The sequence below is a fragment of the Psychrobacter sp. Pi2-51 genome (assembly GCF_904846665.1).
Classification (GTDB): Bacteria; Pseudomonadota; Gammaproteobacteria; order Pseudomonadales; family Moraxellaceae; genus Psychrobacter; species Psychrobacter glaciei.
In genome coordinates this window covers 35,233-47,799 of sequence record NZ_CAJHBP010000012.1, presented here as the reverse complement: position 1 = coordinate 47,799, position 12,567 = coordinate 35,233, and the positions used below count along the sequence as shown (strand labels likewise).

The following is a 12,567-nucleotide window of genomic DNA, read 5'->3' as shown; positions in this document are numbered from 1 at the left end:
ACACAGACAGACTGTATGAAATACTTTGTTACTATATATTCATCGTTAGCAAGCAGGGCGATGAGGCTTAGAAAGCCATTAAGAATAACTTGCTTGCCCATATAAGTTAAAGGAGCTAATAATGAAAACTCTACAAAAAACTCTATTTGCACTAGCAGCTGGTTCTTTACTAACGGTCAGTGCACAAGCAGCCGTCTCTTATGGTAACGGTTATACCGGTCAGCCATACGTTGGTGTTAAAGTCGGTCAATTCGATCTAGACGTCGATAATGCTGATGATCCAACGGCCTATGGTGTATACGGTGGCTATAACTTCGATCCTAACTTCGGTGTTGAAGCAGAATATGTCGGTTCAGATGATGCTGATTACAGAAACGGTGATCTCGATGCCAAGACTTATGGCGCTTACGGTACTTACCGTTATGCTTTCCCAAACACGGGACTATACGCTAAAGGCAAACTTGGTGTCGCCAAAACTGAAGTAGAAGGTGACTATACTGTTGGTCCAGTTAGAGTGTCAAACTCTACTAGTGACACAGGTATCGCTGGTGGTGTCGGTCTTGGATATTCAGTAAACCCTGACTTCGGTGTTGAGGCTGAATACTCAATGATGGACAGTGATGTCGATGCTAAGTTGCTAACCGTTGGTGCACATCTTAAGTTCTAAATCTCAGATAGCTTCATGATAAAAGCAAGAAATGGTCAGTCTACTGGTCGTTTCTTACCCCAATAATTCATATAAAAGCAATTAAAAAAAGACGATATTAGGAGAACACAATGAAAATTCTACAAAAAACATTACTTGCACTAGCCGCTGGTTCTTTAGTAAGCATGGGTGCACAAGCCGCTGTTTCTTATGGCAACGGTTATACTGGACAGCCGTATATCGGTGCTAAAGTCGGTCAGTTTGACGTAGACGTAGACGGCGCTGATGATCCAACCGCTTATGGTGTATACGGTGGCTATAATTTCGATCCTAACTTCGGTGTCGAAGCAGAATATGTCGGCTCAGACGATGCGGATTATCGAGGCGGTGATATCGATGCTAAGAGCTATGGCGCATACGGTACTTACCGTTACCAGTTCCCAAATACTGGCTTATACGCTAAAGGCAAACTAGGGGTCGCTAAAACTGAGATAGAAGGTGACTTCACCCGCAATATCGGCAACACTGAAGTCAGAACTGAGACTTATTCAGAAAGTGATACGAGTCTTGCTGGTGGTGTAGGCCTTGGTTATTCAGTGAATCCTAATTTCAGCGTCGAAGCTGAATATGACAAGCTAGGTAGCGATGCTGATCTTATGACGGTTGGTGCACAGCTAAAATTCTAAATGATTGCTAGTTAATTATAGAATAAGAAACGATCGCTTCGGCGGTCGTTTTTTTTGTACGAAAAAAGCTACGGTTAAAGTCATTAAAAAAGAATGCATTAAAAATAATCTTCTGCTAGAATCTCGAATTCAACAATAGTTTAGCTAACTTATGTGCTCTGCTATGTCCATTCAGGCTACATTTTAGTTTTATTTAATAGGAAGACAGATGAATACTTTACAAAAAGCTTTGATCGCATTATCAGTTGGTTCTCTAATGAGTATTAGTGCGCAAGCAGCAGTTAACTACGCTGGGCAGCCATACGTTGGTATTAAGGCTGGTAAATTTTTAGTAGATACTGACGATTTAGACGATCCCACTGCTTATGGTATTTATGCTGGTTATAATTTTGATCCTAACTTTGGTGCTGAAGTTGAGTATGTAGGCTCTAGTGATACTGACATTGAGACAGGTACTAGTGCTATTAAAGCTGAGTATGACCTTAAAACTTATGGTGCCTATGGTACCTACCGTTATCAATTCCCTAATACGGGTCTATACGCCAAAGGCAAACTAGGTTTTGCTAAAGCTGAGATTAATGTTTCTGCTAGTACTTCAGGATATTCTGATAGCGATAGTGATAGTGACAGCGGTGTCGCTGGTGGTATTGGTTTAGGTTATAACGTCAATCCTAACATGAGTATTGAAGCTGAATATGATTATGTTGCTGAAGACACTACCTTATTAACTGTTGGTGCACATTATAAGTTCTAATATGAATTTATAACTTTAACTTTGATATTTTTAAAGTTGAATCAGTTAAATAAAAAAACGATCACGGATGTGGTCGTTTTTTTTGGTTGAGGCATTTACAAATACTCATTAGGCTTTTGCCTCCACTCGGCAAAGTCAGCAGTATATTAATGATTTTTAAGACATTATTAATCTAAAAATGTGCTACATTGAAAGCTAGAATGACAAAGACAGGGAATATATCAATGATTGAGATGCTCTGGATGATTGAACCGTGGCATTGGCTGGTATTAGGCTTTGTGCTACTGATTGTCGAGATGTTTGTTCCGACGTTTGCCAGCCTTTGGTTTGGTGCTGCTGCTATTATCGTCGCGGCACTGTCGTGGCTATTACCTATCTCGCTCGCCATCCAAATTGTTATTTGGCTGGTACTTTCTGCGGTGTTTCTATTGGCATGGTTTAAGTTTATTAAGCCTCTGTCAGTGGATCGTACCAAGGCAGGGCTAGGCGGCAGCGTCATTATCGGTGAGACTGGTATGATTATCGTACCACCGCAGCCTGAAAGAGCGGGCATGGTACGGTTTAGTGTGCCTATCGTGGGAGCGGCTGAATGGATGTGCCGCACGAAAGGGGAACAAGTGGCGGTCGGTGATCGGGTGATCGTGACCGATATCGTTGGTAATGAATTGGTCGTCAGTAGTATGAAATCGCAGGCAGCGATAAATAAAAGTGTGCAAATATAATAGGGGTGAAATATGGGAAGTTTCAATATCGTAATGGTGGTCTTGATCGCGCTGGTGGTGTTTACCGTATTTAAAGGTGTTCGGATCGTACCGCAGGGGTATAAGTGGGTCGTGCAGCGTCTTGGTAAATATAGCCAAACACTAGAACCAGGGCTAAACCTCATTATTCCTTATGTTGACGATGTGTCTTATAAAGTGACGACCAAAGACATCGTGCTCGATATTCCTTCTCAAGAAGTCATCACGAGAGATAACGTGGTTATTATAGCGAACGCTGTCGCTTATATTAATATCGTTCGTCCTGATAAGGCGGTATATGGTATCGAAGATTATGAATACGGTATTCGTAATCTGGTACAAACATCGCTACGTTCAATCATCGGTGAGATGGATCTGGATAGCGCATTATCTAGCCGCGACGAGATCAAGGCCAAACTCAAGCATGCCATCTCAGAAGATATTTCTGATTGGGGTATCACGCTAAAAACAGTAGAAATTCAAGATATCAACCCGTCAGCGACCATGCAGACAGCGATGGAAGAGCAGGCAGCTGCTGAACGTCAACGCCGTGCGACAGTGACGCGTGCTGATGGTCAAAAGCAAGCCGCTATCTTAGAGGCAGATGGGCGTTTGGAAGCCTCACGTCGCGATGCAGAGGCACAGGTGGTGCTTGCCAAAGGGTCAGAAGAGTCTATTCGCTTGATTACCAATGCCATGGGCACTGAAGAGATGCCGATTGTTTACTTGCTGGGTGAGCAGTATATCAAAGCGATTCGTGAGCTGGCTGAGTCTGATAACGCAAAAATGGTGGTATTACCTGCTGATATCCTCAGTACAGTGAAAGGTATGGTGGGTGATAAATTGAAGGTTTAAGCAATGATGCTTTGATTACATGTACTTTGATTACATGTTCTTTGATCACATAGCTACAACTTATAAAAATAGCCAGTGAGTATGCGAAGCACTGGCTATTTTTTTGACTTAAATTTGATCATACTATTTTTGCTGGTTTTTCAAGCGCGAAAAATGAAACATAAAACACCTTTTCTCAAATAATAAAAATACTGATACAAGGAAAAAAACAATGAACAAGCAAAATCCAAATATTGAAATAATCTCAATAGAGAATTTCCCTCAAGGCAGCCCATTACCTTATACCGTGCTTGATGCGACACATATTAATGCCGCCTATCCTGAGCAAAAATTAGAGATTCGTGGTGGTGGCTACGGCTCAGACGCAGCGGCACATCCAATTAATGCCAATCAGTTTTATGTACTTACTGATCGAGGTCCCAATGCTGATTTTGATGGGATTGGGGGTAAAGGTAAGCAGTTTTTAGTGCCGAGTTATACACCGTCAATCGGGCTATTTGAGTTACATGAGGACGGCAAAATTATCAAGGTAAAAGAGATAGTGCTAAAAGACAGCAATGGCAATCCTATCTCTGGGCTACCGAATCCAAAAGCATTGGGCGGGACCAATGAAGTGCCCTATGATATCGATGGTCAGCCGATGACCGTAAACCCTAACCTGCCTTTTGATAAAGTGACGAATCCTATCAAGACTGATATCAATGGTTTAGACCCCGAAGGACTCGCTGCACTTACAGACGGAAGTTTTTGGATTAGTGATGAGTATGGTCCACAGCTCGTCCACTATGACGCGGATGGGTTAGAGATTGAGCGTATCAACCCATTTGCTAGTGATGAGCGTAACAATGTGATGATTGATGGCACGCCAATTTTATTGCCGATGGAGTTTACCAAGCGCCGCGCCAATCGTGGCATGGAAGCATTAACGATTACGCCAAATCAAACCACGCTGGTAGGCATTATAGAATCGTCAATGGACAATCCTGATAAATCAGGGCGCGGTTCTAGCGTGACACGGGTTATTACGATTAACCTAAAATCTGGCCAGATCGCTCAATACGTATATCGTCTTGATGTAGCGGAGCATGTGGTGTCAGGGTTAGTCGCGCTCAGCGATCATGAATTTTATCTCATTGAACATGATCGCAAATTTCCACTCCAAGATGAGTCGGCAAAAAAATATATTTATAAAATTAACCTCTCTCAGGCAACAGACATAGAAACCATTATTACTGCCAACCACCTAAAGGCGATTAAACAAGATGAGCATGTTGGTTTAACCATCGAAGGAAAAACACTCGAGCAGCTTATTGCAGCTGATGAATATAACTGGCAGGTACTTAAAAATATCAATATTATGCCCGTTAAGAAAACCTTGGTCGTCGATGTACTTGCTACTCTAGATTATCCACATGACAAACTTGAAGGTCTGTGGCTACGCCAAGATGGCTCACTTGGGTTGCTAAACGATGATGACTTTTCTATCACAGATTCAGCGATGACAGATACGGACATAGTAGGGTGGGATAATAAAAAACCAAAAAGCACCGTTGAACACAAATATCTTGATAGAGAAAAAACCATCATAGATGCGAATAGGCTATACATCGTCATGCCTATTGAGTAGTGATAGGTGGCGGATGGTAAGTCGCCGCATTTATCATAAAAAAGACCTCAAGCGAGGTCTTTTTTATTGCTAATAATTAACTCAAAAGCCAGTCTATAGTCAGTAAAAAGTAATATCTATACATGATGCACTGCTGATATCAATTTTCCTTGCTTGCTGTGCCTGCGCAGACAGAGGCTACAAAAAACCGATATCAGCAATACCGTCGCGTCTTTAGGATATTTTGACTATAGTTAGATGACTTTAGAAAAGCGATTTTGATGCTTCTTTGCCAAGTACTCGTCAAATACCATGGCGACGTTGCGACCGAGTAGGCGACCTTTTGGTAAGACCCGAATCCCAGCGGCATCCATATCGATGAGCTTGTCATCTTGCATCTCGCCCAATTGCTGAATCTCATCAATGAAGTAAGTAATGGCGTCGACACCGAATTTCTGATTCACATCTTTAAAGTCGATATAGTCGTGACAGAGTAGCTTCATAATCACATATTCACGTAAGCGATCTTTAATCGACGTTTTAATCACTTTTACCGCTGGCATGATAGTAGGGTTGTTTTTCGACGCAGCGATATTGGCCTGATACGCTTGTAAATCAGTATCATTCTGCAAAATATAACGGGTATTGGCATTGGCAATTTGACTGATAGAGGAGACACCAAAGCCTAGCAAGTCGCAGTCACCCATAATGGTGTAACCTTGGAAATTACGATGCAGTTTGCCCTCGCGCTGCGCCACCGCTAGCTCGTCATCAGGCTTGGCAAAGTGATCAATGCCAATGTATTGATAGCCAGCTTCGGTCAGTGTGTTGATGGTATTGCCGAGCATGGCAAGCTTAGCCGCTGGGTCTGGCAGGTCTGCTTCTTTTATTTGACGCTGGGCTTTAAAGCGTTCTGGCAAATGAGCGTAGTTAAATACCGACAGACGATCTGGTGACATCTCAATGATGCGGCGTACGGTTTTATCCAAGGTTGCAGGTGTTTGATGCGGCAGACCATAAATTAGGTCAATATTGATAGAGCGGAAACCAAGCTCGCGTGCCTCAGTGAGCACATTCTCGATCATTTCTGCTGAATGCACACGATTGACAGCGATTTGCACTGTTTCGTCCAAGTCTTGCACACCTAAGCTGACGCGGTTAAAACCAAGATTGCGTAGCGTTTTTAATGTCTCGTCACCCAGCTCACGGGGATCAATCTCAATAGAGTAGTCGCCTTCACCTTCGGGTAAAAATTCAAACTGGGTCTGCAAAAAATCCCACAGTTGACCCATCTCTTCATCACTCAAAAACGTCGGCGTGCCTCCACCTAAATGGAGCTGCTTAACGAGTGGCTTGCTGCTGCCATCGGGTGCGGCCAACAAGCGCCGCTTGTGGCTAATTTCAGTGATTAAGTACTGCAAATAATCGCCTGAGTCGCTATTTTTTTTGGTGATGATTTTATTGCAGGCACAGTAATAGCAGAGATGGCGACAGAATGGAATGTGGAAATAGAGCGATAATGGCGCACGGGCTTCGCGATTTTGGAGAATTTTTGTTTCAATGCCATCAGCGATTGGTGAGAACTCTAATGCCGTTGGATAAGAGGTATAGCGTGGCCCTGAACGATTGTATTTATTGATAATCGATTCATCAAATGTAGGTAGCTGCTTGGTCATAATACTGCCGCGCGTACTGGCGTAAGGGTTGTCCGGCTGCATGACAGGGCGTACCGTGGTAGGTTGCTCTCCTGCACGATTATAAGGCTGCTGGGTGTTTGTTTCAGAGTGTTCTGTCATGTGGCATTCCTTTTTGATGCTGTTTGCGCCTATTAAAGCAACCTCATACACTAGTGATAATCGATAACGTATCAGCGTCTTTTAGCGATAGTAGTGACTTGGTTTGTAAAGGATAGTATAGCAAGTCCTTGCTTATAATAGGGTGATTGGTAAGTTCTCTTAGCCTATGGATTTACTTTGTTTTAAAAATAGAAAAACCCCCAGAGTCTATCTGAGGGCTTTTGCTTATATTAAAATAACGAAGAATTTTATTCTCTTAACTCAATTTTAGCACCAACTGCTTGTTTAGATACTTCACCAGCACTAAAAGGCAGACGTATCCAGTCTTTGTCTGCATAACGACGGGTTTGATCACGATGGAAAGGACGTGTGGTATCACCAGCTTGCGAGAAAGCTAACAGCGCTTCCACTACCGGACCTTTGCTATCAAACGTTACCGATTGCATATAAGTTGGACCATTGGTAATTGGACCATAAGTGCCATCGCTGTTTTGACTTGAGCTGGCAACGTTGAAGATGCCTTCACCACCGAAGCCACCATGCATAGGAATTTTCTCACCGTTTCTGTCCGCATCAATAACGAATTGTAAGCTACCTAACGGTGCGTCAAGCGCAATATTTTTACTATTGTAATAGCTAATAGAGTCGCCCAAAGCTTTACGTGTTTTATCATTGATGATTAAATCACGAGGTGTATTAACAGGGTCAGCCTTATCGAATGGAACACTAAATCCTGCATAACTACTAAACCCAAAATTGGTCCAGAATTTTCTAAAGACATGAGCACCTTTACTATCAAGATTATTACGACGATCCCAGTTACTCAAGACAGTACAAGCTTGAGTGGCATCGATAGTCCCACCGTCAGTCAAAGGTAATGTCGGATTAGCTTGGCAATCTGCCAAAACATCATCAAGCACTAATTCAGCACCATAACTGCGATTTCCGTAGACGACTTGTTGCATATTATCAAGATTAAAGGTATTTCCGCCTAAACCATCTTTATTGCTTAATCGATCAAATATTTGAGTAAAGGCCATACGAGTACGTGGAGATAATGGCGCGGCATCTTCAGAAAGCGGTAACAACCCACGTCTCAATAACGGTGAAAAACCTGTCAACGGCTGTTCTGCATTACTAAACCAATAAGAGTCATTCGAGTTTAGAGCGTAGTCATCACGAATTAAGAATGGTAAGTTTGAACCGCCAAAAATACCTGCTTGTGGTGAATCAGCATCATTGCCCCATTCACAGGCAGCTTTACTGCCATCTAGTGCGGGCAAGTCAGATGCAATCAGAGCATTCAGGAAAATCCCCGCATTAGTACCACAACTTTCCAGCTTTTCTCTAGTGACATTAGGCACGGTCGAGATATCAGCATAGAGCGCCTTGCCATTACGATCGGTGGCGATGGTATTAACAAAGCCTAGGCCTAAAGTAGTCTGCATTCTATCGACGAGATCCTCAACGCTAGTGGCCATGTTCATACTGCGCCACTGATTAAGTGCTCTTGGATTTTCAGAGGCAGCATCACGAATCGTATAAGCCAGATTGTTCGCACCCCACGTTGGCAAACGACCATCGAGCAAGTTAGCTGCGAGCATAGGCCCATATTGAGACAAATAGATAGGTTGAACCAACGTTTGATTGTCTGGCAATTGAACCGTCACATCGACTTTTTCGATATCACGTTCCTCAACCACACCCGCGCTATTTGTGTATTTGTATTTCAAAGGGTTGCCATCTACTAGATTAAGCTGGTAAAGCGTAAAGCGTTTGGCAGTTGATACGGTATGACTCCAAGCCACGTCTTTATTAAAGCCAATATTGATAAAAGGTTGACCTTGTTGGGCGGCGCCCATCACGTCAAGCTCACCTGGTATCGTTGTATGAAACTCATAAAAACGCTGGACACCGTTCCATGGCTCATGTGGGTTACCATATAGGACACCACTATCTGTCCCTGTCACCTCACTACCAAAGGCATAAGCGTTACTACCGCCATTCAGTACATTGATAGTCGTCATGTCAAACTCTTCATCTGACTCTACTGTAGGTTCGACGCTACTCATTCTAGAGCTACCTTGAATGCCAGTAGTTGTAGGAGGAGCTGCCGCTACGATACGGCTGACAAAGTTAGAGAGCCCACCGCGTAGATTGGCTTTACCATAAACTGTCAGTAGGTCATCAATAGTAATCTCTCGAACCCACTCAGCGTTAGCACAAGCAGGATCAATATTCGCCACACCTTTATCTCGCAGATAACGGCTAAAGCCTGCTGCATAGCCTGTGACTGCATCGATAGTTTCAGGATCTTGAGCCGCTAAGAATTCAGCTTTTCTCTCTGGAGAGTTGTACCAAGTATAAAATACATCGCTATCAACATTACCTTCATCGCCTAGATACAGCATGCTCTGACCGCTAGCGACCACAACTTCTTTGGCCAGCGAGCAGAAGTTATCTTCAGCAAAAGCATAGCCGACACCATAGCCCAGCCCTTTATAATCCTTTGCGGTAATATGAGGTATACCAAACTCGGTACGTTGAATGTCAGCTTCATACGTCGATGCAGGGGTAGGGGTATCAGTATCGTCATCGTTAAAGCTATTATCACTATCAGAACAGCCGAATAATGCTAAAGAAACAGCCATTGTGAGTAGGGTGAGCGTGGGCACTCGCCGATTTTTAATCAATATATTCATTGTATTTACCATCCATGGTTAATTTTTACGATTTAAAGCACTGATAATCCTTTTATCTGTCGTGCTCTAAATAGTCAATAAATTGCTATTGTTGCTTTCAGTGTACAAACACTCACCAATCATATACCTAAAAGAAATAACTTTACCAGTAATTTAATAAAATTATTTTTCTTATAAAAATAAAAGTTAGGAGCGCTTTTTATTCTTTGAAATCATAGCTCGGCATTCAAAAAATCAATAGATAATGGTTCGTTAAAACGTTAAGAAAGGGCGGTTTGACAGTAGCCAAACCATTTTTATTATAAAATACACGACATTTGCGCACTGATACATAATACTTTATGATCAAAAGCTCCCTTTATTAGGAAACGCTGATGTCGTTTGCTCAAGTCTATACCCGTTCAGTCGTCGGTTTGCACGCACCCAAGGTCATTATTGAGGTGCATTTATCGCAAGGCTTGCCAGCATTAACCATCGTTGGTCTACCAGAAGCTGCTGTGCGCGAGAGTAAAGATCGTGTGCGCTCAGCCATTCTGAATTCCGGCTTTCAGTTTCCCAATCGTCGCCTGACGATTAATTTAGCGCCAGCAGATTTGCCAAAAGATGGCGCGAGGCTGGATTTGCCCATTGCCATTGGCATCTTGGCAGCCAGCGATCAGTTGGATCCAGAAGTACTATCAGGGTTTGAGTTTATCGGTGAGTTAGCGCTCAATGGGAATTTACGGCAAGTAACGGGCAGCTTGGCAGTAGCACGAGCGATAAAGGCGGAAGTGTTGGCGTCCAAAGTCTTACAGACGGCAGATAATGATGAACTAGAATTGACGGAGCAGGATCAAGAGCCACAAACGCCGCAGTTAATTGTCCCGATCGATAATGGTGCGGAAGCTAGCCGTGTCGAGGGTGTAGAGATATTAGCGGCAGATAGTCTAAAAGCCGTTTGCGATCATTTGCAATCATTGACCAATCCAAATGCCACTTATGAGTGCTTAAAGATTGTACCGCCCGCTGCAATAGAAAAGCATACCGGTTATAAAGTGGACTTAGCTGATGTCAAAGGCCAACATCATGCTAGGCGTGCGCTAGAGATTGCCGCCGCTGGTGGTCATTCTCTGCTGTTTACAGGCCCTCCCGGTTCGGGTAAGACATTGATGGCCTCGAGGCTACCGACTATCTTGCCAGATTTGAGTGCTGAGGATGCGTTAGAAGTGGCCAGTACTTATTCAGTGGCAGACAGTGATTATGATTATGGGACAAGGCCATTTCGGCAAGTTCATCACACCATATCAGCGGTGGCTTTGGTCGGTGGTGGCTCACGTCCCAAACCGGGCGAGATTACCCTTGCCAATAAAGGCGTGTTATTCCTTGATGAATTGCCGGAGTTTGATCGTACCGTGTTAGAGGTACTGCGCCAACCATTAGAGGCGAAGCAAATTACCATTAGCCGTGCCAATTCACAGATGACCTTTCCAGCCAACTTTCAACTGGTGGCAGCCATGAATCCTTGTCCGTGTGGCTATGATGGTGACGGCTCGGCAAGGTGTCGTTGTCGTCCCGAGCAGATTAAGCGCTATCAAGATAAGCTGTCGGGCCCATTACTCGATCGCATTGATTTGCATATTACCGTGCCAGCACTGCCAATAGCCGACTTGCAAAATGCCCAAGCTGGTGAAACCTCCGAGCAAGTGCGGATTCGGGTCGCTGCCGCGCACAAGCATCAACTCAAGCGGCAAAAAAAGGTCAATAATGAGCTGAGCCCTAGCGAGATTGATAAATATATTCAGCTAGGAGAGGGCGAGCAGCAGTTATTGCAGCTGGCTCAGCAACGCCTGAATCTATCGGCACGCGGTTACCATCGAGTCTTGCGCGTTGCTCGTACCATTGCTGATTTGGCTGACAGTGTCGATATCACGAGTGCCCATGTGTCTGAGGCACTGAGCTATCGAAGTAAGTAGCTGGCGTGATGTTCAGTTATTTATCATTTACCCTTGTAAAAGATGATCAACCAAGGCAGCAAAGTCATCAAATGCTTTGGTAGGATTCAGTTCACGAATGTCTTGCCCGTAGTTGTAGCCATAAGACAGACCAAGGGTATCCATATTGGCGTTTTGTCCAGCTAAGATATCGTTTCTAGAATCACCAATCATGACAGCATGGGTAGGATTAATGTCTAACGCATTGCAGACATGCAGTAGCGGCGCAGGGTTTGGTTTCTTAACAGCTAGACTATCACCGCCCAGCACTTCGGCAAACAAGTCTTGCCAGCCAAATGACTGTAATATCTTCGGTACAAAGCGAATGGGCTTGTTAGTCACTAATGCCAGTATATAACCTGCATCTTTCAGCTTCTTTAGTCCGCTATCGACATCTGGGTAAGCGACGGTTTTGCTACCGCTGATATTGTTGTAAGCCTCAAAAAACACCTGCTCGGCATGATCAGCTTCCTCGGCCGTCAGCTCACCTTCTAAGACCTCTACCTGACCCACCAACGCGCGCTCGACCAGCATTCTGGAGCCATTGCCGACCCAATTACGTATGCTGTCAATAGGGTAGGTCTCTTTGCCAAGCGTGGTCAGCATCGCATTGGTCGCATCAGCCAAATCTGGCACGCTATCAATCAGTGTGCCATCAAAATCAAAAATCAAAAGTTGCTTATCCATTGTTCCTCACTATTGGAAGTCGTTATATTTATTATGTTTGGTATATCGTGCCATACCTTAGCACAGTAGTGTTTTGAGACCAGTCAATTTAGTGTTCTACTGTTCTTAATATCATAAACATCAGC

Annotated in this window: 10 protein-coding genes; 7 read left to right on the top strand and 3 right to left on the bottom strand. The window is 43.7% G+C overall.

Annotation, left to right across the window (positions count from 1 at the left end):
* Positions 1–121 precede the first annotated feature (121 nt).
* The 6 genes from JMY08_RS08235 (at position 122) to JMY08_RS08210 (ending at position 5,308) form a co-directional block, all read left to right on the top strand.
* Positions 122–667: a porin family protein gene (locus tag JMY08_RS08235; RefSeq protein ID WP_010197225.1), complete on the top strand. Its 546-nt coding sequence runs from the start codon at positions 122–124 to the stop codon at positions 665–667.
* Positions 668–777: 110 nt separating this feature from the next.
* The gene (locus JMY08_RS08230) at positions 778–1,332 is read left to right on the top strand and encodes a porin family protein (RefSeq protein ID WP_201592803.1); all 555 of its coding nucleotides are present in this window, start codon (positions 778–780) and stop codon (positions 1,330–1,332) included.
* A gap of 208 nt (positions 1,333–1,540) precedes the next feature.
* Complete coding sequence (locus tag JMY08_RS08225; RefSeq protein WP_201592802.1) at positions 1,541–2,086, top strand: porin family protein; 546 nt, start codon at positions 1,541–1,543, stop codon at positions 2,084–2,086.
* Between the two features lie 224 nt (positions 2,087–2,310).
* A complete protein-coding gene (locus JMY08_RS08220; protein ID WP_201592801.1) occupies positions 2,311–2,808 on the top strand; it encodes an NfeD family protein in 498 nt (165 codons plus the stop codon).
* 12 nt (positions 2,809–2,820) lie between these two features.
* Positions 2,821–3,681: an SPFH domain-containing protein gene (locus tag JMY08_RS08215; RefSeq protein ID WP_189583983.1), complete on the top strand. Its 861-nt coding sequence runs from the start codon at positions 2,821–2,823 to the stop codon at positions 3,679–3,681.
* 211 nt (positions 3,682–3,892) lie between these two features.
* Positions 3,893–5,308 carry an esterase-like activity of phytase family protein gene (locus tag JMY08_RS08210; protein ID WP_201592800.1) on the top strand — a complete coding sequence of 472 codons (1,416 nt, stop codon included), beginning with the start codon at positions 3,893–3,895 and terminating at the stop codon, positions 5,306–5,308.
* 233 nt (positions 5,309–5,541) lie between these two features.
* Here the strand turns inward: JMY08_RS08210 and hemN are convergent, their stop codons facing one another.
* Both hemN and JMY08_RS08200 read right to left on the bottom strand, forming a co-directional pair.
* Complete coding sequence (gene hemN / locus JMY08_RS08205) at positions 5,542–7,083, bottom strand: oxygen-independent coproporphyrinogen III oxidase (RefSeq protein ID WP_201592799.1); 1,542 nt, start codon at positions 7,081–7,083, stop codon at positions 5,542–5,544.
* A 248-nt stretch (positions 7,084–7,331) separates the two neighbouring features.
* Positions 7,332–9,785, bottom strand: coding sequence for a penicillin acylase family protein (locus tag JMY08_RS08200; protein WP_201592797.1), 2,454 nt, complete (start codon positions 9,783–9,785; stop codon positions 7,332–7,334).
* 374 nt (positions 9,786–10,159) lie between these two features.
* On the opposite strand from JMY08_RS08200, the gene JMY08_RS08195 reads away from it, so the two are divergent.
* Entirely contained in the window at positions 10,160–11,737 is a 1,578-nt protein-coding gene (locus JMY08_RS08195) for a YifB family Mg chelatase-like AAA ATPase (protein ID WP_201592795.1), read from the top strand.
* 27 nt (positions 11,738–11,764) lie between these two features.
* Here JMY08_RS08195 and JMY08_RS08190 read toward each other — a convergent pair whose 3' ends face one another.
* Positions 11,765–12,442 carry a phosphoglycolate phosphatase gene (locus JMY08_RS08190; protein WP_201592793.1) on the bottom strand — a complete coding sequence of 226 codons (678 nt, stop codon included), beginning with the start codon at positions 12,440–12,442 and terminating at the stop codon, positions 11,765–11,767.
* Positions 12,443–12,567 lie beyond the last annotated feature (125 nt).

Bases quoted from the DNA above. Each gene is read 5' to 3' on its own strand.
- JMY08_RS08235 (WP_010197225.1), top strand. From the start codon at position 122: ATGAAAACTCTACAAAAAACTCTATTTGCACTAGCAGCTGGTTCTTTA.
- JMY08_RS08230 (WP_201592803.1), top strand. From the start codon at position 778: ATGAAAATTCTACAAAAAACATTACTTGCACTAGCCGCTGGTTCTTTA.
- JMY08_RS08225 (WP_201592802.1), top strand. From the start codon at position 1,541: ATGAATACTTTACAAAAAGCTTTGATCGCATTATCAGTTGGTTCTCTA.
- JMY08_RS08220 (WP_201592801.1), top strand. From the start codon at position 2,311: ATGATTGAGATGCTCTGGATGATTGAACCGTGGCATTGGCTGGTATTA.
- JMY08_RS08215 (WP_189583983.1), top strand. From the start codon at position 2,821: ATGGGAAGTTTCAATATCGTAATGGTGGTCTTGATCGCGCTGGTGGTG.
- JMY08_RS08210 (WP_201592800.1), top strand. From the start codon at position 3,893: ATGAACAAGCAAAATCCAAATATTGAAATAATCTCAATAGAGAATTTC.
- hemN (WP_201592799.1), bottom strand. From the start codon at position 7,083: ATGACAGAACACTCTGAAACAAACACCCAGCAGCCTTATAATCGTGCA.
- JMY08_RS08200 (WP_201592797.1), bottom strand. From the start codon at position 9,785: ATGAATATATTGATTAAAAATCGGCGAGTGCCCACGCTCACCCTACTC.
- JMY08_RS08195 (WP_201592795.1), top strand. From the start codon at position 10,160: ATGTCGTTTGCTCAAGTCTATACCCGTTCAGTCGTCGGTTTGCACGCA.
- JMY08_RS08190 (WP_201592793.1), bottom strand. From the start codon at position 12,442: ATGGATAAGCAACTTTTGATTTTTGATTTTGATGGCACACTGATTGAT.